We start from the raw sequence: 24796 nt of genomic DNA, 5'->3' as shown, positions 1-24796 counted from the left end.
GGGTCTTCTATCCTTTCCGGCGGTCGGATCCGCCGTCCGAAGCTCGCAGTCCTTTAAGTCTTGCGGCTTCCTCTACAACACGTCGCGTCAAACCACCAGCGGCTAGCGCAACGTGGATGACAGTTTGCCGGCTGAAGGCCTGGCCCAACTCGTCCGCCGTCAGCCAGCCGATAAACTTGCCGCCCTCTGGCGTGCTCAGCTTCGACTTGCCGCGGCCCGAGCCATCGCTGGCCTGCATCAGCACTACGGCTTCTTCTTTCAGAAGCCAGTCCTTCACCTTTTCGTACCCGGCCACAGCGTGCCCGCTTTTGCGGGCCAGGCTGATCAGGTCGATCACGCGTTTGGTCAGCATCTTCTCGACCTGCGCGGGCAGTTCGGGCGACACTTGGACCGGCGCCTTGGCCGCGCGCGAGAACAGGTTCTTCGCCACCGCCTTGTTCAGCGCCTCGCGATCGGCCGAGACCCAGATGCCCCGGCCGGGCAGTTTTTCAGCCAGGTCCGCAAAGACCTGTCCATCGGGGCCGATGACAAAGCGGATCAGCCCATGCTTGGGCTGCACCTCGCCCGTGACGATGCATTTACGCTCCGCTTCGTCCTGGTCCTTGGTCTTGCCGCCACGCGTCATGCGTTACACCCCAACCGAAGCCTGATCAGGCCTCGCCTTCCTCTTCGATTTCGCCGTCTTCGTCTTCGGCCAGCTCTTCGGGATCAACCCAGCCCAGCGCGATGCGGGCGGTCATGATCATGTTCTGAGCTTCTTCCAGCGAGACGTCGAATTTCTCCAGCAGGCCATCGTCCTTGACGCGCTCGCCGTTGACGGTGGTCCAGCCGCCGGCCAGTTCCCAGTCGGCGCAGGTGGCGAAGTCTTCCAGCGTTTTCACGCCGTCTTCGGCCAGGGCAGCAATCATCTGGGGAGTCAGACCCTCGAATTCAACCAGGCTGTCCTCGACGCCCAGCTCGCGCGCACGTTCCATCGCGGCGTTTGCTTCGGCTTCCAGCACGTCGCGGGCACGGGCCTGCAGTTCCGAGGCGGTGTCTTCGTCCACGCCGTCGATGGTCAGCAGTTCGTCGATCTCGACATAGCCGACCTCTTCGAGGTTGGTGAAGCCTTCGGCCACCAGCAGCTGTGCAAAGAATTCGTCCACGTCCAGCGCGTCCATGAACAGTTTCGTACGTTCTTCGAACTCTTTCTGACGTTTTGCGCTGTCCTCGGACTCGGTCATGATGTCGATGTCCAGGTTGGTCAGCTGGCTGGCCAGACGCACGTTCTGACCACGACGGCCGATGGCCAGCGACAGCTGTTCGTCGGGAACCACGACTTCGATACGCTCGGCGTCTTCGTCCAGAACCACTTTGGACACTTCGGCCGGCTGCAGCGCGTTCACCAGGAAGGTCGGGACGTCCTCGTTCCACGGAATGATGTCGATCTTTTCGCCCTGCAGCTCGTTCACGACGGCCTGCACGCGGCTACCACGCATACCGACGCACGCGCCGACCGGGTCGATCGAGCCATCGTACGAGATCACGGCGATCTTCGCGCGCGAACCCGGATCACGGGCCACGGCCTTGATCTCGATGATGCCGTCATAGATTTCCGGCACTTCCATCTTGAACAGTTCGGCCATGAATTCCGGCGCGGTGCGCGACAGGAAGATCTGCGGGCCACGTGCTTCGCGGCGGACGTCCTTGATGTAGCAGCGGATACGGTCGTTCGGACGATAGGCTTCGCGGCCGATCTTCTCGTTGCGGCGCAGGATGGCTTCGCCACGGCCCACGTCGACGATGACGTTGCCGTATTCCTCGCGCTTGACGGTGCCGTTGATGATGGTGCCCTGACGGTCCTTGAACTCGTCGTACTGGCGGTCACGCTCGGCTTCGCGGACCTTTTGCAGGATCACCTGCTTGGCCGACTGAGCAGCGATACGGCCCAGCTCGACCGGGGGGATTTCCTCGACGAAGGTGTCGCCGATCTGCGGGTCGGACATGTACTGCTTGGCTTGCTGAACGGTCAGTTCCGCCTGGTAGTTCTCCAGCAGGTCATCCTCGACCACGGTGCGCACACGGGTAAAGGTCGCGCGGCCGGTCTTGCGGTCGATCTTCACGCGGATGTCCATCTCGCTGCCGTACCGGCTCTTGGCGGCGCGTGCCAGCGACTCTTCCATCGCTTCGACCACCAGGCCGGGGTCGATCATTTTCTCGCGCGCGACGGCTTCGGCGGTTTGCAGAAGCTCCAGCTGGTTTGCGGAAGTGATTGCCATGTTCAGTCCTCCTGAGAACCGGTATCGGTTTCGATCTCGTCAAATTCTTCTTCGTTGAAGTTGCCCGCGGCCTTGCGCTGGTTCAGCGCCTCGCGGATCAACTCGTCAGTCAGCACCAGCTTGGCATCGGCCAGCCAGTCAAAGTTCAGGCCCACGGTGATGGTCTCGCCGGCCTCTTCGATATTGATCAGCACTTCGTCGCCTTCGATGCCGGCCAGCTCGCCCTTGAAGCGTTTGCGGCCCGCGACCATGTCGGCGGTTTCCAGCTTGGCTTCGTAGCCCTCGTAGGTCTCGAAGTCCTTCATCCGGGTCAGCGGACGGTCGATGCCGGGGCTGGACACTTCCAGGATATACTGGTCGGTCAGCGGGTCTTCGACGTCCAGGATCGCCGAAACGGCGGTGCTGATCTCGGCGCAGTCGTCAACCTCGATCCCGCCTTCGGGGCGTTCGGCCATGATCTGCAGGGTGTTGGTCTTGCCGCCCATCAGGCGCACACGGACCAGTTCGAATCCCATATCGGCGATCACGGGGCCGACGATCTCGGCCAGGCGGCGGTCGATCGCGGTCTTCGCTATCAGGTCGTTGCTCATCATTCGTCCAGACACAAAAAAACGGGCCAGCGGCCCGTCGAAATTTCCGATGGAGCGTTGGGATTTTCACCCCAGCGCACCGCTGTTGGAGCGTCTATACGCCGGTTCCCCACCGCTTTCAAGTCCTGCTTGCCAGCCTTGCGGAAATGCGCGCCCCGGCTAGTCTGCCGGAAAACGACCCGAGGCCCCATGTCCACAGATACCCGCGATGAAATGGTCCTGTCCTATGTCCGCGTCCGTCAGGCCCTGGGCTATCTTGGCGTGGGCTTTCCGATCCTTCTGGTAATCGGCGGACTGCTGGCCGAGCACGCCGTCGCCCCCTCGGTCAGCGATTACTACCACACCACGATGCGCGATCTGTTCGTCGGCTCGCTGTTTGCGATCGGGGTCTTCCTGATCTCCTACAAAGGCCACCCGCTGAAGAACGGCGAACGCCTGTCCGACGATCTGGTCGCCACCATCGCCGGGATCGCGGCCTTTGGCGTGGCGGTCTTTCCCAACGAAACCGTCATCCCCGAGCACGCCGCAACCCTGTCGCAAGCCATCATCGGCTACAAGGCGGCGGCGATCGGTCACTATGTCAGCGCAATGATCTTCTTGGGATCATTGGCTTATTTCTGTCTGGTGAAGTTCGCCAAAACCGCAAAACCGGCCCGCAGGCGGATTTACCTGGCCTGCGGCTGGTACATCGTGCTGGCCGGGGTCGCGGCCACCGTCGCATCCTATTTCAAGGTCGCCGGCAACCCCGATTGGCGCGCATTGGTGATCGACTGGCGCGTGGTCTTCTGGCTCGAAGCGTCGGGGATATGGGCGTTCGGCCTGTCCTGGCTGACCAAGGGCCGGGCCGAGTACGGGCTGGTTCAGGGCCTGCTGAAACGCCGGTCTTAACTCAGCTCGCCCTCTTCCGCGATGCGATCCATGATGCGCACCAACTCGGCGCTGATGCCCGGTTCGGACAGGGCGTGCCCGGCGTTGCGGATCATCCGCAGCTCGGCGTTGGGCCAGCGTTTCGCCAGTTTCCACGCGCCATCCGGCGGGCAGATCATGTCGTATCGCCCCTGAACGATCACACCGGGCAGATGCGCGATGCGGTCCATCCGGTCCAGAATCTGGCCGTCTTTCTCCAGAAACGCACCGTGGGTGAAATAGTGATTCTCTAGCCGCGCAAAGGCACGGGCGTATTCACCGGGCGCCTCTCCGCCGTGGCCGGTGGACTGGATCGAGGCCAGCGCGTTCTCCCACTCGGCCCAGGCGCGGGCGTATTTCAGCTCTTGCCCGTAATCGCCGCTGAACAGCCGCTTGTGGTAGGCAGCGATCATGTTGCCACGCTCGTCCTCGGGGATCAGGTCGGCGAAACGGCTCCAGGTCTCGGGCCAGAATTTGCCCGCGCCGCCGCCGTAGAACCAATCCAGCTCGGCCTGAGTCGCCAGGAACACGCCGCGCAGGATCAGCGCGCGGACCCGCTCGGGGTGCTCTTGCGCGTAGATCAGCGCCAGCGTTGCACCCCAGCTGCCGCCGAACACGATCCAGCGGTCAATCTCCAGCGCGTGGCGGATCGCCTCGATATCGCGGACCAGATGCCAGGTGGTGTTCGCCTCGACGCAGGCATGAGGCCGCGACCGCCCGCAGCCGCGCTGATCGAACAGCACGATCCGGTAAACCTTGGGGTCGAAATACCGCCGCATCGCGGGGCTGGAGCCACCCCCTGGCCCGCCGTGAAACACGACAACGGGCAGCCCCTCGGGGTTTCCGGATTGCTCCATATAGATCTTGTGCCCGTCGCCAACATCCAGCATGCGCTGATCGAACGGATCGATCGGCGGGTAAAGATATTGCACTGCGCTTTTTTGGCCCGAGAACTTGTCCATGATCATCCTATATAGGATAGCTGACCCAAAGAAGCACAGGGAGAGCAGAATGCAAACCGCTCAAACCACCGTTGACCCGTCCGAGGTCGCCAAATTCGAGGCAATGGCCGCCGAATGGTGGGACCCCAAGGGCAAGTTCAAGCCGCTGCACCTGATGAACCCCTGCCGGCTGGACTATATCACGCGCCAGATCGCCGGTCAGTACGGCCGTGATCTGACCCAGCCCGAACCGTTCAAGGGCCTGCGCCTGCTGGACATCGGTTGCGGTGGCGGGTTGCTGTCCGAACCGATGGCCCGTCTGGGCGCCACGGTGATCGGTGCCGACGCCGCGCCGCGCAACATCCCCGTCGCACAGATCCACGCCGAACAGTCGGGGCTACAGATCGACTATCGCAACATCACCGCCGAGGAACTGGCCGCCGCGGGCGAACAGTTCGACGTCGTGCTGAACATGGAAGTGGTCGAACACGTCGCCGACCCGCAGGCCTATATCACCGCCTGCCATGACCTGCTGAAACCCGGCGCGCTGATGATCTGCTCGACCATCAACCGCAATCCGAAATCCTTTGCCGTCGCCATCGTCGGCGCGGAATACGTGATGCGCTGGCTGCCCAAGGGCACGCATGAATGGCACAAGTTCATCACCCCGGATGAGCTGTACGGCCTGATCACCACCGCCGGGCTGACACCGGTGGATCGCAAGGGTTTTGTCTTCAACCCGATCTCGTGGCAGTGGTCGATCTCGGATCGCGACCTGTCCGTCAACTACGTCACCGCCAGCACGAGGCCCGCATGAGCACGATCCCCGAAGGTCACACCCTGTTCGTCGTCGACATCGAATACACCGTCCCGATGGAGCAGATTCAGGCCGTGATCGAACCGCACATGGCCTTTGTCCGCAACGCCTATGCCGAGGGGCGCTTCATCGCCTCGGGCGCAAAGGTGCCGCGGACCGGCGGGGTGATCGTGATGACCGCCCCCTCGCTTGAGGACGCGCAGGCCTATCTGGCGGCTGACCCCTTCGTGACGGAAAACGTGGCCAGCTACAGCTATACGCAGTTCATGCCCAGCAACCTGCACCCGGCGTTGAAGTAATCAGCTGTCTTCCAGCTTCAGCCGCAATTCCCGCAGGATCGGCAGGACGGCGCGCACCTTTTCGTCGCCCAGCTCGCTGACCAGCTCGGAAATCATGGGCGAGATTGCCGCCAGCGCCGCATCCCGCGCCTGACGGCCCGCCGGGCTGATCGCCACCATCTTGCGGCGCGCGTCGTCCCAATCGGGGCGGATGTGGATATAGCCCGCCCATTCCAGCTTGTTCAGGGTGTTGGTCATCGCCCCGCGCGTGACGTGAAAGCTTTTGGCCAGCTGTGCGGGGGTGCGTTCGTCGGCGATGCGCCCCAGCTGGTTCAGCACCGAGAAATGCGAGATTTCCATACCCTTGGGCAGCACCTTGCTCAGGCGGTTCCGGATCAGCTGATCCGCCGTCAGCAACTCGCTGAACAGGGCAATGGCAAGGGCGGCGTTTGGGTCAGTCATCAGGGGCCGTCAAAGTTTCGGTCATGAGTCAGCGCGGGAACCCGCGCCCTTGCTTCTTGCACAGCTGACATATCTAGATCAACGAAAGTGACGCCGGGTTCTGTCCCTGCATCGGCCAAAACTTCGCCCCAGGGCGCGATTGCCAGGCTGTGCCCATAGGTTTTCCGCGGCTTGCCCGTCTGTGCCGTATGTGTCCCGGTCTGCGCGGGGGCCAGCACGAAACAGCCCGTCTCGATCGCGCGGGCACGCAGCAGCACCTCCCAATGGGCGGCGCCGGTGACGGGCGAGAACGCCGCCGGAACCGTCAGGATTTGCGCCCCCGCCTGCGCCAACGCGCGGTAGAGGTAGGGGAACCGCACGTCATAGCAGATGCTCAGCCCGATCTTGGCGAACCCCGCATCGACAATGCTGGCATGGCCACCGGGCCGATAGCCTGCGGATTCGCGATAGCTCTCGGTTTCGGACACCTGCACGTCAAACATGTGGATCTTGTCGTACCAAGCGGCGATCTGCCCCTCGGGCGAAATCAAGAAGGACCGATTGGCAAACCGCCCGTCCGCATCCCCGGTCTTCAGCGCCAAGGACCCGATCAGCAGCCAGATCCCCAACACCCGCGCCTCGGCCTGCAAGGCGGCCAGCGTCGGGTCGTCGTCCTGCAGATGCAACACCGCCTCTTGATGCGCGCGCGAGGTCGAAATGCAGTTCGTCACCTCGGGCGTCAGTACGAACCCCGCACCCCCGGCCGCCGATTGGCGAACCATCGCCAACGTCTCGGCCAGATTGGCCACGGGGTCATCGCTGACCGTCAGTTGCAGCAGGGCGGCGCGCATCTCAGGCCAGCAGCGCGTCCAGCTTGCCCTCTTGCTCCAGCGCGTAGAGGTCATCGCAGCCGCCGACATGCGTCTCGCCCACGAAAATCTGAGGCACAGTCCGGCGGCCATTGGCGCGCTGCATCATCTCGGGGCGGCGTTCGGGGGCGGCCCAAACGTCGATCTCGGTGTATTCGACACCCTTCTGGTTCAGCAGCCGCTTGGCCGCATGGCAAAAGCCACAGGTCGGGGTGGTGTAGATTTCCACGGGTTTCATGTCGCACGTTTCCTTTGCAGTCGCAGCACTTGTCCAAAATCTAGGGCCGGATTGCAACGCGCGCCAGTACCAGTGCGGAAACACCGCAGGCCCCAGCCGCCAGACAAGCGTCTGCGGCGGCACTGAGCGTCGCGCCAGTGGTCATCACGTCATCCACCAGCACCACATGCCGCCCCGCGATCAACCCCCGCCGTTTCGGATGCACCTGGATCGCGCCCTGCATCTGCGCAAACCGCGCCTCGCGCCCCTGATCCTGCGTGGTTTTGGTCCTTTGGGGCCGGATCAGCAGGTCCGGGCAATGCTGCGCGCCGGTTTCACGTGCCAAAGCAGCAGACAACAGCGCCGCCTGATTGAACTTGCGCTTCAGCAGCCGGGTCCAGTGCAGCGGCACGGGCGCGATAATCGGGTCGCCCTCCAGCAAGTCGCGCCCAGTTACCGCCAGCCACCGCCCTGCCCCGCGCGCGATGTCGTGGCGGTCGCCGTGCTTCAGGTCCATCACCAGTTGCCGTCCGTTACCCTCGTACAGAAATACAGCCCGCCCGCGCGACCAGGGTCTAGGCGTGGTCAGGCAATCGTCGCACAGCTCGGCCTGGCCTGATTCGCCGGGCAGAGGCACCCCGCAGGCGTCACATGTCAGCCCGGTGATGAACGGCGTGTCACGCCAGCAGGGGCCACACAGGCCGAACTCGGACTCGACCATATCGCCGCAGCGCAGGCAACGCGGCGGATAGATGAGACGTAACGCCGTTTGAAACTTTGCCTTCATCGCTTTATCTGTGCGTCCATGACCGAGATGCCAAAACTCACCGATCGCGCGACCCTGACGCGCCACCGCGCCCGCGCCCTGCGCGACCCCGCGCTGTTCCTGCATGAAACCGCCGTCGAGGATCTTCAGGATCGCCTCTCGCTGGTTAACAGAACCTTTACGTCGCCCGCGATCGTGACCGGGTTTCCCGAATTCTGGGCCGCCGCCTTTCCCGGCGCGCGCGTCGTCGCGGACGAGGACGTGCTGGATCTGGAACCCGGTGCGCATGACCTGGTGATCCACGCGCTGTCGCTGCACTGGGCCTCGGACCCTGTGGGACAGATGATCCAGTCGCGCCGCGCCTTGCGCCCTGACGGGCTGTTCATGGCGGCGATGTTCGGAGGGCAAACCCTGCACGAGCTGCGCACCGCCTTGGCCGAAGCTGAGTCGCGCGTCACCGGCGGGCTGTCCCCGCGTGTCGCCCCGATGGCCGAAATCCGCGATCTGGGCGGGCTGCTGCAACGCGCCGGTTTCGCGCTGCCCGTGGCCGACTCGGTCCCGCTGAATGTCAGCTACCAAAGCGCCTTTCACCTGATGCGCGACCTGCGCGCGATGGGCGAGACGAACGCACTGGAAAGCCGCCTGCGCCGCCCCACCCGCCGCGCCGTGCTGAACAAGGCTGCCGAGATCTACGCCGACACCTACGGCGCCGATGGCCGCATCCCCGCAACGTTCGAGATGATCTTTCTGCTGGGCTGGGCCCCGGACGAAAGCCAGCCCAAACCGCTGCGCCCGGGATCAGCCGCCGCCCGTCTGGCCGATGCGCTGGGAACCCGCGAAATCAAACTGCCCGATTGACCCGCCCGCCCCGGCCCCTATGTCGGAATGAAACACTCTGAACACGGAATATCACTGCGATGACGGACCAAGCCAAATGCCCGGCCCATGCCCCGGCGGATCACCCTAAAATCCCCGCTGAAAAGGTCGGCGTACTTATCGCCAATCTGGGTACTCCGGACGACACCGACTATTGGTCGATGCGCAAATACCTGTCCGAGTTCCTGTCCGACAAGCGCGTCATCGACTACCCGTCGTGGAAGTGGCAGCCGCTGCTGCAGCTGATCATCCTGTCGAAGCGGCCGTTCTCCTCGGGCAAGGCGTATCGCTCGATCTGGAACGAGGACAAGAACGAATCACCCCTGATGACCATTACCAAGGACCAGACCCAAGCCCTGCGTGCGGCACTGGTGGACCGCTACGGCGATCAGGTCATGGTTGAGTTCTGCATGCGCTACGGCAACCCCTCGACCCAGTCCAAGGTGCAGGAAATGGTTCAGGCCGGCTGCACCAAGATCCTGTTCCTGCCGCTTTATCCGCAATATGCCGGGGCCACCTCGGCCACTGCGAATGACCAGTTCTTCCGCGCGTTGATGCTGGAAAAATGGCAACCGGCCGTGCGCACCGTCTCCGCCTATTTCGACGATCCGGCCTATATCGACGCGCTGGCCCAATCGGTCGAGCGTGGCTTCGCCACCGCCGCCAAAAAGCCCGACATCCTGGTTGTCTCGTACCACGGGATGCCGAAACGCTATCTGCTAGAGGGCGACCCCTACCATTGCCAGTGCCAGAAAACCACGCGCCTGCTGCGCGAACGGCTGGGTTGGGCTGACACGGAAATCACCACGACCTTCCAGTCCGTCTTTGGCCCCGAGGAATGGCTGCGCCCCTACACCGTGGATCACGTCGCCGATCTGGCGCGGCAAGGCAAGAAATCCATTGCCGTGATCGCGCCCGCCTTCTCGGCCGATTGCATCGAGACGCTGGAAGAGATCAACGAGGAAATCCGCGAAAGCTTTGAGCACGCAGGCGGTGAAACCTTCACCTACATCCCCTGCCTGAACGACGAACCCGCCCATATCGCGGCGCTGGCGGGTGTGGTTGAACGCAACCTTGCGGGCTGGCTGGACTGATCCGGACGGCCCCGTACGCTACAGACTTTCAGACACAAAAAAAGGCGGTGGAAAAATCCACCGCCCTTTCTTTTTCCGTGACGGGAAATCAGTCAGCTGCAACAGCAGCGACGATTGCCAGGATCACCAGCGGAACGATGACGCCACCAGCCGACGAGCTGGAAGCTTCTTCGACGATGACCGGAGCTTCCATGACGGGCTCAGCCAGGTTGCCAGCGAAAGCGGTCGAAGCAGCGGCGGTCAGGGCAGCAGCGAGAACGAGTTTTTTCATTGTATCCTCCAGATATTAGCATAACCGCACGGATGATGCGGAAAGCATCCAAGACTTACCTCGTGGACTCCGATAAAGCAGCAATTTTGGACAATTGCAAATGCAGTTTATCGACGCCCTCGGGTGACCATGGGCGAGGCGTCAAATTAGCAACACCTGCGTGCCAACTTTCGTCAAAGCAAAAAGTTCAGAGATATGCTCATTATACAGGCCGATGCAGCCGTTCGACGAACGCCGCCCGATCTTGCGCGTGTCGTGGGTGCCGTGGATGCGGTAATAGGTCCAGCTCAGGTACAGCGCGTGGGTGCCCAGCGGGTTTTCCGGGCCCGGCGGGATGTACGGCGGCCATTCCGGATTGCGCTTGATCATCGACGGAGTCGGGCGCCATTCCGGGCCCTCGACCTTGCGCACGACATGCGTACGGCCACGTCTGGTCAGGTCGTCCGTCAGCGGCACGCTGGTCGGGTACAGCTTGTAGGTCGTGTGGTCCTCGGACCAGTAGTGCAGCGCCCGCGAATCGATATCGACCAGAATCGCACCCTTGTTCAGGTTGCGGAAATACGGCTGCCAATCCAGCCAGCGAAAGCTGGAGATATTGTGCCGGACGGCCGGGCTGACCTCGCGGTCGGCCTCGGTGGATTCGTCGGTGTTCAAGTTTTGGGCATAAGCCGGCGCGCCCAGAATCATGGCGCTTCCTGCTAGAAAATCACGTCTTTTCATAAACAGCTCCTGATGGCGTCCCCGGTTAAACGCCACCGATGGGTAAGGGTTCCGCCGAATATATGGCGCGAATGCCGCAGTCGCAAATCAAACCCTCGTTAATGGAACAACTCTCGCGGATGTGAGTTTGATCGGCAACGTCATCCGCGTTAAACCGTGCGGATCATTACTATGGAAAGTCACTATGCTGCGCATTCTGGTCCTGCTTCTTGTTGCCGTTTTCGGTCTGTCTGCCTGCGAAGCGCCCCAGCGCACGATGGGCCCCGACGGAAAACCCCTGCCGCGGATGTACCGGATCAGCAGCTCTGATTCCGCCAAGATCCAGTATCGGATGCTGGATTCGATCAACGCCCTGCGCAGCGCATCCGGCGCTCAGCCCGTCGTGATGAACGGCAAGCTGAACGCCGCAGCCGCCACCCATGCGCGTGACATGTCGGTTCAGAACCGCCCCTGGCATTTCGGCTCGGACGGCTCCTCGCCGCTGGATCGGATTGCCCGCGTTGGCTACGAAGGCCGCCTTGCCGGCGAGAACATCTCGGAGACGTACGAGACCGAGATGGAAACCCTCTCCGCCTGGATGGAGCAAGACGACACCCGCCGCGTGATCCTGGACCCGAACGCGAACGAGCTTGGCTTCTCCTGGTTCCAGGAGCCGAACGGCAAGATCTGGTGGACGCTGGTTCTGGGTGCCCGAGGCGGATCTGCGATCTAAGGATAGATCAGGATCGGCGTTCCCTCGCGGACCATCGCATAGATTTCTTCGATCTCGCGGTTACGCACCGCGATGCAGCCCGCCGTCCAGTCACGGCTGCGTTGCCGTTCCTTTGACTGACCGTGGATGAAGATATCCCCGCCGGGGCTGCGGCCCTTGGCATAGGCCTGCGCGCGGTCTGCGTTGTTGGGGTAGGAAATCCCGACCGACAGATGGAACTGCGAATCCGGGTTGCGGCGGTCGATGTAATACTTGCCCTCGGGGGTTTTGCCGTCTCCGGACACCGTCTTGTGCCCCTTCGGATCAAAGCCCAGCCCGATCTTGTAGGATTTCAGAACCTTGTTCTGATGCAGCAACTGCATCTGCCGCTTGTCCTTGAACACCTCGATCCGGGTCACTTCGGGACCGTGGTAGGATTTGAATTTCGAAGAACAGCCGCTCAGGCCGACCAGCACAACACCGATCATCACCAGCTTCACGAACCGCATCAGTCTCTCGCCTCAAGAGTATTGTTTTTTTCAGGTTTACCTTTTTTTGGGCGAAATGTGTAGACCCGGCGCGTGACTCATACGGATAGGCGGAAACGGCCAACCAGTTCGACATGGGCGGACCAGCGGAACTGATCGACGACCTGCACCCAGTCCAGGGCATAGCCGGCCTCGAGCAGGATTTTCGCGTCGCGGGCAAAGGTCACCGGGTTGCAGGACACGAATGCGATCACCGGTATCCGCGATTTCGCCAGCTCGTGTACCTGCGCCTCGGCCCCTGCGCGGGGCGGGTCGATCACGGCGGCACCGAATTTCGACAGCTCGTCCGGCAGCAGCGGGCGGCGGAACAGGTCGCGCGCCTCATGGGTCACGCGTTTCAGGCCCTGCGCCTCGCGCCAACCACGATCCAGCGCGGCTGTCATCTCGCGCGAGCCTTCGACGGCGTGCACTTCGGCCTTGCGCGCGATCGGCAGCGCAAAGGTGCCGCAACCTGCGAACAGATCGACCACCGGGTCGCAGCCCTGCACGATCTCCAGCACCGCGTCGCGCAGCGCCGACTCACCGTCCCTGGTGGCCTGCAGGAACGCGCCAAACGGCGGCATCACCTTGACCCCGCCCAGATCCTGCACCGGCGCGTGGCGCATCGCGACGACCTCGCCCTCCCACGCCAGGCGGGCCAGGCCGAATCGCTCGGTCACAGCGGCCAGGTCGATGCGCAGCTGCCCGTCCAGCGGCTTGCCCCCCGTCACCGCCAGATCCAGCCCCGAATCCGAGGCAGTCACCAGCACCGACAACTCTCCCTTGCGGCTACCGCCGACCACGGCCAGTTCCTCGGCCACCGGGATCGCAGCCAACAGCGCGGGGTCCAGCAACTGACACTCCGGGATCGCCACAATCGTGTCCGAGGCCCGTGCATGGAATCCCGCCAGCGCGCCCTTCTTGGTGCGCCGCGCGGAAATGCTGGCCCGCCGACGCGATTTCGCGCCCGAGGTCAGGATCGGCCGAAACTCTGCCTCGATCCCCTGCGCGGTCAGCGCATAGCGCACCACGTCCGTCTTCCACTGCGCCACGAACGGGTCCGAGGCGTGCTGCAACTGGCACCCGCCACAGGATTTGTAATGCTTGCAGGGCGCCGCAACCCGGTCCGCGCTGGGGGTGACGATACGCACATCGGTCAGCTTTGCGCCGTCCAGCGTGCCGGTCACCACCTCTCCGGGCAGTGTCAGGGGGGCGAAAACCGGGCCTTCGGCAATGCCGTCGCCCTGGTGACCAAGTCGGAGGATCGTGTGTTCTGTCATGGCCCCAGATACCAAGCCGTCACAGCAACGCCAAGAGCGCGTCGCGCCCTATCGTGAAACCGCTGTCGATCCAGATCTGCTCCAACCGTTTCAGCGCGGCCCCCAAAGCGGGGCCTTGCAGGTCCGGCATCAGGTCCGCGCCCTTGATCGGAAACTGCGCCTGCGCCGCGTGATGCAGCGGCGCGCGCTCCAGCATCAGCGGGGTTTCAAACGTAATCGCCCGCAGCATCGCCACGTCCACGGCCATTTGCTCGCCGTGTCGATAGGCGATTTCGGGCAAGGTTAGGGTCGATTCCAGCCCCTCGCGCAGATGCGCCAACTGCCGCGTTTGCGCATTGGACAGGCGCAGATGGTCCGCCGCATGAGGATCCCCCAGACAGGCCAGCCGCCGCACCGGATCGGGGTCAGCGCCCAGCGCGCCTTCGTGATGGACCAGCACCGGCAACCCGCGCGCATTTGCGCCCGGCAAAATCCGCGTCAACACGCCCGAAGCCTGCATCGCCGCCACCGCCGGCGCAGGGTCGCGCGCAGTCAGCAGCTTGCGCATCTCGGCGCCAATCCGTTCGACCGACAGCGCCTCCAACCCTTCGGTATTCTCGGCAATCGCGGCCAGCCCTTCGCGGTCCAGCCCTTCGTCGGGGTCGCCATACCACGCGTAAAACCGGAAGAACCGCAAGATACGCAGGTAATCTTCGCGGATACGCTGCTCAGGGTCTTCGATGAAACGTACATGCCGCGCCTCAAGATCGCGCAGCCCGCCGCCCAGCGGATCGACAACCGTCCCATCCGCGCGCGCATAGAGCGCGTTCATCGTGAAATCGCGCCGCCGCGCATCTTCGAGGATATCGTCCGAGAACGCCACGACCGCGCGCCGCCCATCGGTCTCCACATCGCGCCGAAAGGTCGTCACTTCGTGCGGCAGCCCCCCGGCGACCACGGTGATCGTGCCGTGCTCGATCCCTGTCGGCACGGGTTTCAGCCCCACCGCCTTGGCCAGCGCGATCACCCGATCGGGCCGCGCATCCGTGCAAATGTCGATATCTGCGACCTCGGCCCCGATCAGCGCGTTCCGCACGCAACCGCCCACGAAAAAGGCCTGATGGCCCCCCTTCTCCAGCATTGCGCAGACCTGCTGCGTTGCCGGGTTCGTGATCCAGTCGCCGCTGACCCGCATTTACCCCGCCATTCTGTCCGCCAACCCGCGCAGGATACGCGCGGTTGCGCCCCAGATATAATACGGACCGAAGGGAACCGTGAAGTAATACCGCCGCATCCCGCGCCAGCGCCGCCCCTGAATGGAAAACCGCGACACGTCCGCGACATGCGACAGCGGGACAAAGAACACCTCGTCCACCTCACCGGGTTCCGGCACCGGAGTAAACTCGCCCATCACCCGCGCCAGAACCGGAGTCACCGTGAACCCCGTCACCGTTTCATGCGCGGGCAAGGTGCCCAGCACCTCGACGATATCTGGGTTCAGGCCGACCTCTTCCTTGGCCTCTCGCAGCGCGGCCGCAACAACATCGGCGTCGGTGTCGTCCTGTTTGCCGCCCGGAAACGCGATCTGCCCCGGGTGATGCTTCAGATGCGAGGCGCGCTTGGTCAGGATGACATGCGGCACGCCGTCCTTCTGGATGAACGCAACCAGCACACCGGCGGGGCGCAGTTTCCGCCCCTCCGGCAACTGGATTTCCGGGTTCAGGTCAAAGTCGGACGAAGACGAGCTTGCCCGGCCCAGCGCCTTGATCACCCGGTCCAGCGGATCACTCATTCCCGGTGCCCTCGAACCCCAGCGTCGCCGGGTCCAGATCGTAATGCGCGCCGCAGAACTGGCAATCGGCGGTCAGGCGACCCTCGTCGTTGGTCATCTTGGCGATGTCCTTTTGCGAGTAGATCGACATGGTCTGGCGCACACGTTCTTCGGAACAGGTGCAGCCGAACCGCACCGGTTGCGAGTCGAACACCCGCGGAGCCTCTTCGTGGAACAGGCGCACCAGCAGGTCGGTGGGTTGCACCGACGGGCCGATCAGCTCCAGGTCATCGACCGTATCCAGCAGGATGTTGGCGCGGTTCCAGTTCTCGTAATCGTCGCCATCCACCAGATCGCGGGCGTGCAGCAGCCCCTCTGCGCCGGTCGCTTCGGTGCCTTTGGCAAAAGGCGAGGCTTTGGGCATGTGTTGCAGCATCACGCCGCCCGCGCGCCAATGTTCGCCCACGCCCGGCTCGGTCGATTTGCCAAAGCTCAGCGAGAACCGCGTCGGCAGCTGTTCAGACTGCGCGAAATACGCTTCGGCGGCGGTGGCCAGCGTCGGGCCGACCAACGGGGTCAGGCCCTGATACGGGGTCATGCCTTTGCCCTGGTCGATCAGAATCGCGAAATAGCCTTTGCCGATCTGCTCCATCGCGGGTCCATCGGTCAGTGCGTCAGCGTCGTAATTCGCATAGGCGCGAATTCGGGCGGGTTCGCCTTCCTCGTTCGGGCCGTAATAGTCGGTGGCGATCATCTTCACCGGGCCGTTCGACTGCACCTGCAACGACAGTTTCCAGCGCAGTTTGACGGTCTGGCCGATCAGGGCGGTCAGCAGGGTCATCTCTGCGACCAGCGCCTCGACCACGGGGGGATAGTCGTGCTGTTTCAGCACGCCATCCAGCACGCCGTCCAGCCGCGCGACGCGACCACGAATATCCGCATTGTCCAGCTGGAACGGCAAAACGGTGTCGTCCCAAGCGAGTTTATTTCCAAGAGTCATGGGGTTTCCTTACAGGTCTTGCCCTGCCATACCGCGTCAATATAGGTGTCGCAAGGCGAAGACCAAGGGTTCAGGAGGCACAGCATGATCAGACGGTTCGGCCAGGCCCCCTTGCCCGGCGTCAAATATACCCGTCGTCCGGGCGTCTACTGCCTGCTGCCGCAAGACGGTGCGTTGCTGCTGACCCACCAAGCCGAACCCTGGCCCGAATACCAGCTACCCGGCGGCGGTATCGACGCCGGAGAGCACCCGATCGCCGCCCTCCACCGCGAGGTACACGAGGAAACCGGCTGGCTGATTTCGACACCCAAGCTCGTGGGCGCGTTCCGGCGCTTTACTTTCATGCCCGAGTACGAGCTTTGGGCCGAGAAGCTGTGCACCATCTACATCGCCCGCCCGATCCGCCCCGTCGCCGCACCGACCGAGCCCGGCCACACCGCCTGCTGGATGTCGATCGCCGACGCCGCCGATTTCCTGGGCAACTCGGGCGATCGGCATTTCGCTGGCCTGCTACTGAACGGCCGTATCTAAACCCCCGGTGTATTCCACCAGCACCGCCGAAACATCGTCCGGAAATTCCTCGGTCTCGGCGAAATCCGCCAGCCGCCAGATCAGCGCCTCCATAAAGGCCTGCCCGCGGATGTTCTTCAGGTCGCTCATCAGGGTGATCAACCCCTCCTCGGACAGCAGGCTGTTATCCTCGGTCGGGCATTCCGTCACCCCGTCCGAATGGATCAGCAGCCGGTCCCCCGGTGCCAGCACGATCTGGGTTTCCTCGAACGTGGCGCCCGGCAACAGGCCCACCGGCAGGCCGCCATTTCCGATCATCCGGCACACGCCATCGGCCTGCTGCATCACCGGATAGGGGTGTCCGGCCTGCACCATCGTCACCGCACCGGTCGGCAGATCCATGATCGCCAGCATCAGGGTAAAGTAATGCTCGGTCTCCATCTCCTCCAGCACGATGGTGTTCAGCCGTTCGACCACTTCGGACGGCGGCAGCGCCGTCACCCGCCCCTCGGCATCGCGGACAAGGCCGATGTTCTGGTCCGGCGCGGCCGAGGACAGATACCCCGCCAATCGCGCCGTCATCAGCGCCGAGCTGACCCCGTGCCCGGACACGTCGATGGCAAAAATCCCGATCTGCTCGTCCGTGATCGGGTACATGCCCACCAGATCGCCGCCGACATGCCCGCTTGGCCGCAGCATCAACGACACCTGCGCGCCGCCAAAATCGCGATACCGTTCGCGCACCAGCGATTGTTGCAGCTTGCGCGCCTCGACCAGGTCACTGTCCAGCGCGTCATACATCGACTGCAACTGCGACAGTGTGTGGCTGACCAGCTTGTTCTTCTCGGTCAGTTCCCGCTCCATCCGCAGGATGCGTTCGCCCGCATTGATCCGCGCGCGCAGTTCGGCGGCGTTCACCGGCTTCGTCAGGAAATCGTCCGCCCCGCAATCCAGGCCGCGCGCCACGGCCTCCTTCTCGGTTTTCGAGGTCAGCAGGATGAAATAGCCATAGCTTTCGCGCGGCATCTGCCGAAACGTCTGGCAAAACTCCAACCCGTCCATACCCGGCATCATCCAGTCGCTCAGCACCAGATCGGGCTGCTGGATGGCGCATTTTTCCAGCGCGTCGAGGGCATTGTCCGCCTCGGTGACGACATAGCCCCAACGCGCCAGCGACGCCGCCAGAATGCGCCGCTGCAACCGGCTGTCGTCCACGATCAGAACGTTCCGGATCGCGGAAAGTGGCGCTGCCCCATCCAATGTCATCTCGGGTTCCGGCACCCTCTTCTCCGCGGTTTGCCCGTGTTGTCTGGGGTCGGTTTTACCCGCGCGGGGCTTAACGATGCGTGAACGCGCGCAATTTGAAACATTTCTCGGACTGAAACCGTTCGTTAAGGGTTTGAAGTCACCATGCACCCGATCCGAGCAAGGAGGCAGGACATGATTGACTGGGCCAGAGTCGCAGAATTGCGCGATCAGATCGGCGCCGACGATTTCGGCGAGGTGGTCGACCTGTTCCTTGAGGAGGTGCAGGAGGTGATCGCCAAACTCCGCGCCGGCCTTCCCAAGGACAAATTGGAATGCGCCCTTCATTTCCTGAAAGGCAGCGCATTGAACCTGGGTTTCGCCGACTTTTCCGAGCAGTGCCATATCGGCGAACGTCAGGCCGCGAATGGCGACGCGGACAAGGTGAACGTCCCCGCGATCCTGGCCAGCTTCGACGCCTCGCGCCACCTGTTCCTAGAGGAGTTGGAGGTGCGATTCGCCGCTTAGATCAGGAATTCTGCCAGAATCTGGTCGCCGGTAATATCGCGATAGGTGAACCCGGCCGCATCCAGTCGGGCGAACAGAATCCGGAAATTCTGCGCCTTGGTCGTCTCGATCCCGATCAGGACAGAGCCGAAGTTGCGGGCGGTTTTCTTCAGATACTCGAACCGCGCGATATCGTCGTCGGGGCCCAGGATCTTCAGGAAATCCTTCAGCGCGCCGGGGCGCTGCGGCAGGCGCAGAATGAAATACTTCTTCACGCCCGAATAGCGTTGGGCGCGTTCCTTCACCTCTGGCAGCCGCTCGAAATCGAAATTCCCGCCCGAGGTGACGCAGACCACCGTCTTGCCGCGAATCTGGTCGGCCACGTCGGTCAACGCATCCACGGCCAGGGCGCCTGCGGGCTCCAACACGATGCCTTCGACGTTCAGCATGTCCAGGATCGTCGTGCAAATCCGGTCTTCGGGGGCCAGGATCACGTCCAGCGGTTCCACATCCGAGAGCCGCGCAAACGTCTTTTGCCCGATGCAGGCCACCGCCGCGCCGTCCACAAACGTGTCGATCTTGTCCAGCACCACGGGCCGCCCCGCGACCAAAGCCGCCAACAGACTGCCGCCGCCCGCCGGTTCTACATAGGTGTAATGCGGACCGTCACCCAGATAGCTGCGAATGCCGGCCGACAGACCTCCGCCACCGACGGGCAGCAGGATGTGATCGGGCGCGCGCCCCAGCTGCTCCATCAGCTCGACAGCAACCGTCGCCTGCCCCTCGATCACGTCATCATCGTCGAAGGGCGACAGGAAATACGCCCCCTCGGCCGCGCAATATTCCTTGGCCGCGGCCAGAGTGTCGTCGAAATAGTCGCCAACCAACTGGATTTCGACATTTTCGCCGCCAAAAATCCGGGTCTTCTGGATCTTCTGCTGCGGAGTCGTCACCGGCATGAAGATCACGCCCCGCACCCCGTAATGCCGGCACATGAACGCCACGCCCTGCGCATGGTTGCCCGCGCTGGCACAAACGAACACGCTTTGCGTCGGATCATCGGCCAGCACCTTGCGCATCGCATTCAGCGCGCCGCGAATCTTGTACGACCGCACCGGCGACAGATCCTCGCGCTTCAGCCAGATGTCGGCGCCATAGCGATCCGACAGATGGGCGTTCCGCAAAAGCGGAGTGGCGGGGAAAACCTCGCGCATGGCGCGCTCGGCCGCTTGGGCATTGATCTGGAACTGGCTCATTTCAAAATCAGTGACGCAGCTTTGCTGCCTCTGCAAGCCCCTGACCTTGCTTACCCCCGCAAAACCCGATAATCGCCTCTGAGCAAGCGAATTAAGGGGAAAACGATGTCCGCGCCCAAGAAAGTCGTCCTGGCCTATTCCGGTGGCCTCGATACCTCGATCATCCTGAAGTGGCTGCAAACCGAATACGGTTGCGAAGTGGTGACCTTCACCGCCGATCTGGGCCAGGGCGAAGAGCTGGAGCCCGCCCGCAAAAAGGCCGAGATGCTGGGCATCGCGCCCGAGAACATCTACATCGAAGACGTCCGCGAGGAATTCGTGCGCGATTTCGTGTTCCCGATGTTCCGCGCAAATGCCGTCTACGAAGGCCTGTACCTGCTGGGCACCTCGATCGCGCGTCCGCTGATCTCCAAGCGTTTGGTCGAGATCGCCCATGAAACCGGCGCCGACGCCGTCGCTCACGGCGCGACCGGCAAGGGCAACGACCAGGTGCGTTTCGAACTCAGCGCCTACGCCCTGAACCCCGCCATCAAGGTGATCGCACCCTGGCGTCTGTGGGATCTGACCTCGCGCACGAAGCTCATCGACTTCGCCGAGAAGAACCAGATCCCGATCGCCAAGGACAAGCGCGGCGAGGCTCCGTTCTCGGTCGACGCGAACCTGCTGCACACCTCGTCCGAGGGTAAGGTTCTGGAAAACCCCGCCGACATGGCGCCCGATTACGTCTACCAGCGCACCGACGATCCGATCACCGCGCCGGACGAACCCGAATACATCGAGATCACCTTTGAAAAGGGCGACGCCGTCGCCATCAACGGCGAAGCGATGAGCCCGGCCACCATCCTGACCAAGCTGAACGAGTACGGCAAACGTCACGGCATCGGCCGTCTGGACTTCGTTGAAAACCGTTTCGTTGGCATGAAGTCGCGCGGCATCTACGAAACCCCCGGCGGCACCATCCTGCTAGAGGCACACCGCGGCATCGAACAGATCACCCTGGACAGCGGCGCAGGCCACCTGAAGGACTCGATCATGCCCCGCTACGCCGAGCTGATCTACAACGGCTTCTGGTTCTCGCCCGAGCGTGAGATGCTGCAGGCCCTGATCGACAAGTCGCAAGAACACGTCACCGGCACCGTCCGCGTCCGCCTGTTCAAAGGCGCGGCCTTCACCGTTGCCCGTTGGTCGGATCACTCGCTGTACTCCGAGGCCCACGTGACGTTTGAAGAAGACGCAGGCGCCTACGATCAGAAGGACGCCGCTGGCTTCATCCAGCTGAACGCACTGCGCCTGAAGCTGCTGGCCGCACGCAACCAGCGCCTGAAGGGCTGACTTGGCGGCACCTGCCCCAAGGTTAGAATTGTTGAATATGAAACGCCTCCGTATCTCTCGGGGGCGTTTTGCATTTTGGGGGACACCATGACGCTAGCCGAAATCGCTCAGATGATCCGCGCCGGGGTTCAATCCAGCGCCTTTGCCGACAGCCTGAAATTCGATTGCGGCGACGACGGCGTGCTGGTGATCGGCGGCGGCGATGTCTCGCTTGAAGATCGCGAGACGGATGTGACCCTGAAAATGTCCGTCGAAAACGTCGAAAAGCTGATCAAGGGCAAGCTGAACCCGATGACCGCCCTGATGATGGGCAAGATCAAACTGTCCGGCAATCCGGCGGTTGCGATGAAGCTGAAAGACCTGCTTTAGAGCCTGATTTTCGCCAACCGCTCGTAATGCGGCAGCGCCTGCTCCAGCAGGTCCGCCGCCTTTCCTGTCAGTTCCGGCAACGCCCCCTCGGCGGGCGCAAACCCGGTCGAGCCATGCACCGCCCCGTACCAATGCGCGGCCCAGACGCCATCCGCCGGATGCCCGCCTTTCGGCCAGGACAGCATCGCCGGATCGAACGCCAGCCCGATCGCGTCGCACAATTTGCGCAACATCCCCCCGGGGTCGCGCCGGATGTCCGCGCTGTCCACCACCACCGGCACCTGCCCCAACGCCTGCACGTAATCGAACAACTCGGTCTGCTGGGTGAAGCCGATATCCTCCAGCCCGAACCCGTCCCATTTCGCACCAAAACTGGCAATCACCCGCGCGGGGTGACGGATCAGGAACACGTTGACCACCTCGGCCATCCACGCGCGCGGCATTCCTGGGATCATGTGTTGGGTCATGTGTTTCTGGTAAAAATGCGGCTTTTGGGCTGGAATAGAGCCTGTTAGCGACGCCGCAACCTCCTCGACCCCCTCGGGACGCGAGGCCAGAATTTCCGCGCGCATCGGATGGTCCAACCCGGTCATCCGCAGATACGGGCCGTAGAACGGCTCATCCACCACGGCGCAATCGGACCGTGCGCCGAACGAATACATCATCGCCGTGGACAGGTTCCGCGGGCCAGACCACATCGCGATCCGCATCAGGCGCACTCCTGCTCGATCAGGGCTTTGTACAATTCGCGCAGACGTTTCGTGACCGGCCCCATCTGCCCGTCCCCGATCTGCCGCCCGTCGATCATGCCCACCGGCGTTTGCGCGCCGAACGTGCCGGTCAGAAACGCCTCATCCGCGCCGTAGGTATCGACCAGCGAGTAATTCCTCTCGAACACCGGGATTCCGTTGGCCCGACACAGCGCGATCACCTTCCCCCGCGTGATTCCGTTCATGCAATAATCCCCGGTCGAGGTCCAAACCGCCCCCTTCCGCACGATGAAAAAGTTGCAGGCGTTGGTCGTGTTCACGAACCCATGCACGTCCAGCATCAGCGCCTCATCCGCACCCGCCTTTTCCGCCGCGATACAGGCCAGAATGCAGTTCAGTTTGGAATGCGAGTTCAGCTTCGGGTCCTGGCTCATTGGCAGTCCCCGGATATGCGGCACCGTCGCCAAGGTGATCGGACGCGGGATCGAGGGGCGCGAATGTTCGATGATAATCGCCACCGTCGGCCCCGATCGGGACAGCGAGGGATGCTGGAACGGCCGCACCTTCACCCCGCGCGTCACCATCAGCCGCGCATGGGCATCCGCGACCATCCCGTTGGCCTTTTGTGTCTCTAACAAGGCGGAAATCACCTGTTCTCGGGTCATCCCGATGTCCAGATCAATCGCCTTGGCAGCTTCGAACAACCGGTCCATGTGGTCGTCCAGAAACGCCCAGGTGCCGTTGTACAGCCGCAGCCCCTCCCACACGCCGTCGCCCAGCATGAACCCACTGTCATAGACCGAGACCTTGGCCGCCTCTTTCGGCACGATCTGCCCGTTCAGGTAGATCAGGATCTGGTCGTTGCGGGCGTCCTCTTCGGCCTGGTGGGTGGTGACGTGATCGGTCATGCGCGCTCTCCTTTGCGGTCAGGCTACGGTGCGACGCGCATGATGCAAGCGCCTTCACGCGCCCTCACCCTTGCGTGACAAATGATTACGGGGATTGGCCCGCCCTCGGGCACCACACATTCTGGCCGCGAAAGGGGATTTCGCCATGACCAACACCTTCAAACCCGTCCTTCTGGTCGCCGCAATGCTGGTCGGCGTGTTGTTGGAGTGCCGCACCGCCCAAGCCGACACGCTGACCGTCGCGGGCGGCTGTTTCTGGTGCGTCGAAAGCGATTTCGAAAAGGTCAAAGGTGTGTCCGAGGTCACCTCGGGCTATACCGGCGGCACGGTCGACAATCCCAGTTACAAGCAAGTCACTCGCGGCGGCACCGGCCATTATGAGGCCGTGCAGATCACCTTTGACCCCGGTGTTGTTTCCCGTGAAACCCTGCTGGGGCTGTTCTTCCGCTCGGTCGATCCCACCGATGCGGGCGGGCAGTTCTGTGATCGCGGCGACAGCTACCGCACGGCGATTTTCGTCTCTAATCCAGCTGAACAAGCCCTTGCCGAGGCTGCAAAGGCCGATGCGCAAAAGGCGTTGGGCAAGACAATCGTGACGCCCATCCTGCCGGCGAAAACCTTTTGGCCTGCCGAGGAGTATCACCAGAATTACTACAAAGGGTCCGGCCTGCGGATCACCCGCTTTGGCCCGGTTCAGCAGTCCACGGCCTACCGCCTATACCGCGAAGCCTGCGGGCGGGATCAGCGGGTGAAACAGCTTTGGGGCAAGGCCGCGGCCTTTACCCACTGAAACCCTGCACGTCGCGCAGATCGGGGATGACATCCGCCGTCCCCTTGCGCGTCACCATCAGCGCGGCGGCGCGGGTGGCCAGGTCGATGGCTTGTTCGATCGGCATTCCGCGATCCAGCCCGGCCAGTACATAGCCCGTGAACGTGTCCCCGGCCCCGGTCGTATCCACCGGAACCACTTTGCGGGCGGGGAATTTGCGAGGGGCCCAGTCGCGCGATTTCTCGAACAACAGACAGCCCTCGGCCCCGCGAGTGACCAACACGGTTTTCACACCCATCTGCGGCCCCGGCATCAGCCCGGTGGCGGAATGCAGCTGCTCCATCTCGACCGCGTTCAGGATCAGCATGTCCAGTTTCGGCATGATCGCCGTCACCGCCGCCACCGAAAACGGCGCCGCCGCGTAGACGATCTTCAACCCCAGTTGCGAGCCTATTTCAGCCGCAAACCGCTGTTTGTTGGTCTCGTTCTGCATCAGCAGGGTGTCGCCCGGATGCGCCTCGGCCAGCGCCAGGCCAACCACCGATTCCGGGATGTCCCGGTTCGCTCCGGGATAGATGACGATGGCATTCTCGCCGTTGTCATCGACGTTGATGATCGCATGGCCCGTGGGATGCGACACCTCGCGGATCCAGCGCGTATCGACGCCGTATTCCGTCAGCCGCTCGACCGCCCAGCGCCCGTCCGGTCCAATCGCCCCGATATGCGCCGCACGGGCTCCGGCGCGGGCGACCGCGACGGACATGTTCGCGCCTTTGCCGCCCAAACCACGCTCTAACGAGGCAGCGGCGATCGTCTCACCGGGGGCCGGCAGATGCGGCACCCGATAGACGTAATCGGCATTGATAGACCCGAGATTCCAGACGGTCATTCGGGCCCC

31 protein-coding genes are annotated in these 24796 nt (G+C 63.0%); 11 read left to right on the top strand and 20 right to left on the bottom strand.

Annotated features, from left to right (window positions below; genetic code table 11):
* Positions 1 to 7 precede the first annotated feature (7 nt).
* Genes E7681_RS03355 through rimP form a run of 3 tightly spaced genes read right to left on the bottom strand, consistent with a single transcriptional unit; the run spans position 8 to position 2848 of the window.
* Positions 8 to 625 (bottom strand): RNA-binding protein, encoded by a 618-nt coding sequence (locus E7681_RS03355; protein WP_136337836.1) that lies wholly within the window; start codon positions 623 to 625, stop codon positions 8 to 10.
* A gap of 25 nt (positions 626 to 650) precedes the next feature.
* On the bottom strand, positions 651 to 2258 hold the full coding sequence (gene nusA / locus E7681_RS03350; RefSeq protein ID WP_136337835.1) for a transcription termination factor NusA: 1608 nt from the start codon (positions 2256 to 2258) through the stop codon (positions 651 to 653).
* 2 nt (positions 2259 to 2260) lie between these two features.
* Positions 2261 to 2848, bottom strand: coding sequence for a ribosome maturation factor RimP (gene rimP, locus E7681_RS03345; RefSeq protein WP_136337834.1), 588 nt, complete (start codon positions 2846 to 2848; stop codon positions 2261 to 2263).
* 189 nt (positions 2849 to 3037) lie between these two features.
* Between rimP and E7681_RS03340 the strand changes: the two genes are divergently transcribed.
* Complete coding sequence (locus E7681_RS03340) at positions 3038 to 3736, top strand: DUF998 domain-containing protein (RefSeq protein ID WP_136337833.1); 699 nt, start codon at positions 3038 to 3040, stop codon at positions 3734 to 3736.
* Here E7681_RS03340 and pip read toward each other — a convergent pair.
* Positions 3733 to 4716 (bottom strand): prolyl aminopeptidase, encoded by a 984-nt coding sequence (gene pip / locus E7681_RS03335; protein WP_136337832.1) that lies wholly within the window; start codon positions 4714 to 4716, stop codon positions 3733 to 3735. The two genes, E7681_RS03340 and pip, sit on opposite strands and share 4 nt — an antisense overlap.
* Positions 4717 to 4765: 49 nt before the next feature.
* On the opposite strand from pip, the gene ubiG reads away from it, so the two are divergent.
* Both ubiG and E7681_RS03325 read left to right on the top strand, forming a co-directional pair.
* Positions 4766 to 5512, top strand: coding sequence for a bifunctional 2-polyprenyl-6-hydroxyphenol methylase/3-demethylubiquinol 3-O-methyltransferase UbiG (ubiG, locus tag E7681_RS03330; protein ID WP_136337831.1), 747 nt, complete (start codon positions 4766 to 4768; stop codon positions 5510 to 5512).
* A complete protein-coding gene (locus E7681_RS03325; RefSeq protein ID WP_136337830.1) occupies positions 5509 to 5811 on the top strand; it encodes a YciI family protein in 303 nt (100 codons plus the stop codon). The genes ubiG and E7681_RS03325 overlap by 4 nt, the downstream gene beginning before the upstream one ends.
* Here the strand turns inward: E7681_RS03325 and E7681_RS03320 are convergent, their stop codons facing one another.
* The 4 genes from E7681_RS03320 to E7681_RS03305 are packed head-to-tail and all read right to left on the bottom strand — an operon-like array spanning position 5812 to position 8104.
* The gene (locus E7681_RS03320; protein WP_136337829.1) at positions 5812 to 6252 is read right to left on the bottom strand and encodes a MarR family winged helix-turn-helix transcriptional regulator; all 441 of its coding nucleotides are present in this window, start codon (positions 6250 to 6252) and stop codon (positions 5812 to 5814) included.
* Entirely contained in the window at positions 6252 to 7082 is an 831-nt protein-coding gene (locus E7681_RS03315; protein WP_136337828.1) for a carbon-nitrogen hydrolase family protein, read from the bottom strand. The genes E7681_RS03320 and E7681_RS03315 overlap by 1 nt, the downstream gene beginning before the upstream one ends.
* A 1-nt stretch (position 7083) precedes the next feature.
* Positions 7084 to 7338: a glutaredoxin 3 gene (gene grxC, locus E7681_RS03310; RefSeq protein WP_136337827.1), complete on the bottom strand. Its 255-nt coding sequence runs from the start codon at positions 7336 to 7338 to the stop codon at positions 7084 to 7086.
* 40 nt (positions 7339 to 7378) lie between these two features.
* Positions 7379 to 8104, bottom strand: coding sequence for a ComF family protein (locus E7681_RS03305; protein ID WP_136337826.1), 726 nt, complete (start codon positions 8102 to 8104; stop codon positions 7379 to 7381).
* An 18-nt stretch (positions 8105 to 8122) separates the two neighbouring features.
* On the opposite strand from E7681_RS03305, the gene E7681_RS03300 reads away from it, so the two are divergent.
* Both E7681_RS03300 and hemH read left to right on the top strand, forming a co-directional pair.
* Positions 8123 to 8941: a methyltransferase domain-containing protein gene (locus E7681_RS03300; protein ID WP_136337825.1), complete on the top strand. Its 819-nt coding sequence runs from the start codon at positions 8123 to 8125 to the stop codon at positions 8939 to 8941.
* A 59-nt stretch (positions 8942 to 9000) separates the two neighbouring features.
* The gene (gene hemH, locus E7681_RS03295) at positions 9001 to 10053 is read left to right on the top strand and encodes a ferrochelatase (RefSeq protein WP_136337824.1); all 1053 of its coding nucleotides are present in this window, start codon (positions 9001 to 9003) and stop codon (positions 10051 to 10053) included.
* 88 nt (positions 10054 to 10141) lie between these two features.
* On the opposite strand, the gene E7681_RS03290 is transcribed toward hemH, so the two are convergent.
* Both E7681_RS03290 and E7681_RS03285 read right to left on the bottom strand, forming a co-directional pair.
* Positions 10142 to 10324 carry a hypothetical protein gene (locus E7681_RS03290; protein WP_136337823.1) on the bottom strand — a complete coding sequence of 61 codons (183 nt, stop codon included), beginning with the start codon at positions 10322 to 10324 and terminating at the stop codon, positions 10142 to 10144.
* Between the two features lie 141 nt (positions 10325 to 10465).
* Positions 10466 to 11044, bottom strand: coding sequence for a L,D-transpeptidase (locus E7681_RS03285; RefSeq protein WP_136337822.1), 579 nt, complete (start codon positions 11042 to 11044; stop codon positions 10466 to 10468).
* 184 nt (positions 11045 to 11228) lie between these two features.
* Here E7681_RS03285 and dalA point away from each other — a divergent pair, with 184 nt between their 5' ends.
* Complete coding sequence (gene dalA, locus E7681_RS03280) at positions 11229 to 11756, top strand: divisome-associated lipoprotein DalA (RefSeq protein WP_136337821.1); 528 nt, start codon at positions 11229 to 11231, stop codon at positions 11754 to 11756.
* Here the strand turns inward: dalA and E7681_RS03275 are convergent.
* The 5 genes from E7681_RS03275 to hslO all read right to left on the bottom strand — a co-directional run bounded on the left by E7681_RS03275 (position 11753) and on the right by hslO (position 16292).
* Positions 11753 to 12244, bottom strand: a complete 492-nt coding sequence (locus E7681_RS03275) for a L,D-transpeptidase family protein (protein ID WP_136337820.1) — start codon at positions 12242 to 12244, stop codon at positions 11753 to 11755. The genes dalA and E7681_RS03275 overlap by 4 nt on opposite strands.
* A gap of 77 nt (positions 12245 to 12321) precedes the next feature.
* Entirely contained in the window at positions 12322 to 13542 is a 1221-nt protein-coding gene (locus tag E7681_RS03270) for a class I SAM-dependent RNA methyltransferase (protein ID WP_136337819.1), read from the bottom strand.
* Positions 13543 to 13561: 19 nt separating this feature from the next.
* Complete coding sequence (locus tag E7681_RS03265; protein ID WP_136337818.1) at positions 13562 to 14716, bottom strand: CCA tRNA nucleotidyltransferase; 1155 nt, start codon at positions 14714 to 14716, stop codon at positions 13562 to 13564.
* Entirely contained in the window at positions 14717 to 15313 is a 597-nt protein-coding gene (locus tag E7681_RS03260; RefSeq protein WP_136337817.1) for a CoA pyrophosphatase, read from the bottom strand.
* A complete protein-coding gene (gene hslO, locus E7681_RS03255) occupies positions 15306 to 16292 on the bottom strand; it encodes an Hsp33 family molecular chaperone HslO (RefSeq protein WP_136337816.1) in 987 nt (328 codons plus the stop codon). The genes E7681_RS03260 and hslO overlap by 8 nt, the downstream gene beginning before the upstream one ends.
* 84 nt (positions 16293 to 16376) lie before the next feature.
* Between hslO and E7681_RS03250 the strand changes: the two genes are divergently transcribed.
* On the top strand, positions 16377 to 16823 hold the full coding sequence (locus E7681_RS03250; protein ID WP_136337815.1) for an NUDIX domain-containing protein: 447 nt from the start codon (positions 16377 to 16379) through the stop codon (positions 16821 to 16823).
* Here the strand turns inward: E7681_RS03250 and E7681_RS03245 are convergent.
* Positions 16803 to 18068 carry a PP2C family protein-serine/threonine phosphatase gene (locus E7681_RS03245; RefSeq protein ID WP_136337814.1) on the bottom strand — a complete coding sequence of 422 codons (1266 nt, stop codon included), beginning with the start codon at positions 18066 to 18068 and terminating at the stop codon, positions 16803 to 16805. The two genes, E7681_RS03250 and E7681_RS03245, sit on opposite strands and share 21 nt — an antisense overlap.
* A gap of 174 nt (positions 18069 to 18242) precedes the next feature.
* Between E7681_RS03245 and E7681_RS03240 the strand changes: the two genes are divergently transcribed.
* Positions 18243 to 18575 carry an Hpt domain-containing protein gene (locus E7681_RS03240; RefSeq protein ID WP_136337813.1) on the top strand — a complete coding sequence of 111 codons (333 nt, stop codon included), beginning with the start codon at positions 18243 to 18245 and terminating at the stop codon, positions 18573 to 18575.
* On the opposite strand, the gene ilvA is transcribed toward E7681_RS03240, so the two are convergent.
* Positions 18572 to 19810: a threonine ammonia-lyase IlvA gene (ilvA, locus tag E7681_RS03235; RefSeq protein ID WP_136337812.1), complete on the bottom strand. Its 1239-nt coding sequence runs from the start codon at positions 19808 to 19810 to the stop codon at positions 18572 to 18574. The genes E7681_RS03240 and ilvA overlap by 4 nt on opposite strands.
* 105 nt (positions 19811 to 19915) lie before the next feature.
* Between ilvA and E7681_RS03230 the strand changes: the two genes are divergently transcribed.
* Positions 19916 to 21142 (top strand): argininosuccinate synthase, encoded by a 1227-nt coding sequence (locus tag E7681_RS03230; protein WP_136337811.1) that lies wholly within the window; start codon positions 19916 to 19918, stop codon positions 21140 to 21142.
* A gap of 87 nt (positions 21143 to 21229) precedes the next feature.
* Positions 21230 to 21511, top strand: coding sequence for an SCP2 sterol-binding domain-containing protein (locus E7681_RS03225; protein WP_136337810.1), 282 nt, complete (start codon positions 21230 to 21232; stop codon positions 21509 to 21511).
* Here E7681_RS03225 and E7681_RS03220 read toward each other — a convergent pair.
* Together E7681_RS03220 and E7681_RS03215 are read right to left on the bottom strand one after the other, a co-directional pair.
* Positions 21508 to 22221: a sulfotransferase-like domain-containing protein gene (locus tag E7681_RS03220; protein WP_136337809.1), complete on the bottom strand. Its 714-nt coding sequence runs from the start codon at positions 22219 to 22221 to the stop codon at positions 21508 to 21510. The two genes, E7681_RS03225 and E7681_RS03220, sit on opposite strands and share 4 nt — an antisense overlap.
* The gene (locus E7681_RS03215) at positions 22221 to 23129 is read right to left on the bottom strand and encodes a D-amino acid aminotransferase (RefSeq protein WP_136337808.1); all 909 of its coding nucleotides are present in this window, start codon (positions 23127 to 23129) and stop codon (positions 22221 to 22223) included. Before E7681_RS03215 ends, E7681_RS03220 begins: the two co-directional genes overlap by 1 nt.
* Before the next feature lie 145 nt (positions 23130 to 23274).
* On the opposite strand from E7681_RS03215, the gene msrA reads away from it, so the two are divergent.
* Positions 23275 to 23919, top strand: coding sequence for a peptide-methionine (S)-S-oxide reductase MsrA (gene msrA, locus E7681_RS03210; protein WP_136337807.1), 645 nt, complete (start codon positions 23275 to 23277; stop codon positions 23917 to 23919).
* Here msrA and E7681_RS03205 read toward each other — a convergent pair.
* On the bottom strand, positions 23909 to 24787 hold the full coding sequence (locus tag E7681_RS03205) for a ribokinase (RefSeq protein ID WP_136337806.1): 879 nt from the start codon (positions 24785 to 24787) through the stop codon (positions 23909 to 23911). The genes msrA and E7681_RS03205 overlap by 11 nt on opposite strands.
* Positions 24788 to 24796 lie beyond the last annotated feature (9 nt).

Origin of the sequence: Thalassobius vesicularis, assembly GCF_004799325.1 — a bacterium.
Lineage (GTDB): Bacteria > Pseudomonadota > Alphaproteobacteria > Rhodobacterales > Rhodobacteraceae > Thalassobius > Thalassobius vesicularis.
The sequence above is the reverse complement of the archived record's forward strand: the minus strand, read 5'-3'. Positions and strand labels throughout refer to the sequence as shown.

Excerpts from the sequence above, each read along its gene's own strand:
- ubiG (WP_136337831.1), top strand. The coding sequence starts at position 4,766 with ATGCAAACCGCTCAAACCACCGTTGACCCGTCCGAGGTCGCCAAATTC.
- E7681_RS03265 (WP_136337818.1), bottom strand. The coding sequence starts at position 14,716 with ATGCGGGTCAGCGGCGACTGGATCACGAACCCGGCAACGCAGCAGGTC.
- E7681_RS03300 (WP_136337825.1), top strand. The coding sequence starts at position 8,123 with ATGACCGAGATGCCAAAACTCACCGATCGCGCGACCCTGACGCGCCAC.
- hslO (WP_136337816.1), bottom strand. The coding sequence starts at position 16,292 with ATGACTCTTGGAAATAAACTCGCTTGGGACGACACCGTTTTGCCGTTC.
- hemH (WP_136337824.1), top strand. The coding sequence starts at position 9,001 with ATGACGGACCAAGCCAAATGCCCGGCCCATGCCCCGGCGGATCACCCT.
- E7681_RS03275 (WP_136337820.1), bottom strand. The coding sequence starts at position 12,244 with ATGCGGTTCGTGAAGCTGGTGATGATCGGTGTTGTGCTGGTCGGCCTG.
- E7681_RS03285 (WP_136337822.1), bottom strand. The coding sequence starts at position 11,044 with ATGAAAAGACGTGATTTTCTAGCAGGAAGCGCCATGATTCTGGGCGCG.
- E7681_RS03315 (WP_136337828.1), bottom strand. The coding sequence starts at position 7,082 with ATGCGCGCCGCCCTGCTGCAACTGACGGTCAGCGATGACCCCGTGGCC.
- E7681_RS03225 (WP_136337810.1), top strand. The coding sequence starts at position 21,230 with ATGACGCTAGCCGAAATCGCTCAGATGATCCGCGCCGGGGTTCAATCC.
- E7681_RS03245 (WP_136337814.1), bottom strand. The coding sequence starts at position 18,068 with ATGACATTGGATGGGGCAGCGCCACTTTCCGCGATCCGGAACGTTCTG.
- E7681_RS03250 (WP_136337815.1), top strand. The coding sequence starts at position 16,377 with ATGATCAGACGGTTCGGCCAGGCCCCCTTGCCCGGCGTCAAATATACC.
- pip (WP_136337832.1), bottom strand. The coding sequence starts at position 4,716 with ATGGACAAGTTCTCGGGCCAAAAAAGCGCAGTGCAATATCTTTACCCG.
- dalA (WP_136337821.1), top strand. The coding sequence starts at position 11,229 with ATGCTGCGCATTCTGGTCCTGCTTCTTGTTGCCGTTTTCGGTCTGTCT.
- E7681_RS03290 (WP_136337823.1), bottom strand. The coding sequence starts at position 10,324 with ATGAAAAAACTCGTTCTCGCTGCTGCCCTGACCGCCGCTGCTTCGACC.
- E7681_RS03260 (WP_136337817.1), bottom strand. The coding sequence starts at position 15,313 with ATGAGTGATCCGCTGGACCGGGTGATCAAGGCGCTGGGCCGGGCAAGC.
- msrA (WP_136337807.1), top strand. The coding sequence starts at position 23,275 with ATGACCAACACCTTCAAACCCGTCCTTCTGGTCGCCGCAATGCTGGTC.
- nusA (WP_136337835.1), bottom strand. The coding sequence starts at position 2,258 with ATGGCAATCACTTCCGCAAACCAGCTGGAGCTTCTGCAAACCGCCGAA.
- E7681_RS03325 (WP_136337830.1), top strand. The coding sequence starts at position 5,509 with ATGAGCACGATCCCCGAAGGTCACACCCTGTTCGTCGTCGACATCGAA.
- E7681_RS03205 (WP_136337806.1), bottom strand. The coding sequence starts at position 24,787 with ATGACCGTCTGGAATCTCGGGTCTATCAATGCCGATTACGTCTATCGG.
- E7681_RS03220 (WP_136337809.1), bottom strand. The coding sequence starts at position 22,221 with ATGCGGATCGCGATGTGGTCTGGCCCGCGGAACCTGTCCACGGCGATG.
- E7681_RS03270 (WP_136337819.1), bottom strand. The coding sequence starts at position 13,542 with ATGACAGAACACACGATCCTCCGACTTGGTCACCAGGGCGACGGCATT.
- E7681_RS03320 (WP_136337829.1), bottom strand. The coding sequence starts at position 6,252 with ATGACTGACCCAAACGCCGCCCTTGCCATTGCCCTGTTCAGCGAGTTG.
- E7681_RS03230 (WP_136337811.1), top strand. The coding sequence starts at position 19,916 with ATGTCCGCGCCCAAGAAAGTCGTCCTGGCCTATTCCGGTGGCCTCGAT.
- E7681_RS03340 (WP_136337833.1), top strand. The coding sequence starts at position 3,038 with ATGTCCACAGATACCCGCGATGAAATGGTCCTGTCCTATGTCCGCGTC.
- E7681_RS03215 (WP_136337808.1), bottom strand. The coding sequence starts at position 23,129 with ATGACCGATCACGTCACCACCCACCAGGCCGAAGAGGACGCCCGCAAC.
- E7681_RS03240 (WP_136337813.1), top strand. The coding sequence starts at position 18,243 with ATGATTGACTGGGCCAGAGTCGCAGAATTGCGCGATCAGATCGGCGCC.
- ilvA (WP_136337812.1), bottom strand. The coding sequence starts at position 19,810 with ATGAGCCAGTTCCAGATCAATGCCCAAGCGGCCGAGCGCGCCATGCGC.
- rimP (WP_136337834.1), bottom strand. The coding sequence starts at position 2,848 with ATGAGCAACGACCTGATAGCGAAGACCGCGATCGACCGCCGCCTGGCC.
- E7681_RS03355 (WP_136337836.1), bottom strand. The coding sequence starts at position 625 with ATGACGCGTGGCGGCAAGACCAAGGACCAGGACGAAGCGGAGCGTAAA.
- grxC (WP_136337827.1), bottom strand. The coding sequence starts at position 7,338 with ATGAAACCCGTGGAAATCTACACCACCCCGACCTGTGGCTTTTGCCAT.
- E7681_RS03305 (WP_136337826.1), bottom strand. The coding sequence starts at position 8,104 with ATGAAGGCAAAGTTTCAAACGGCGTTACGTCTCATCTATCCGCCGCGT.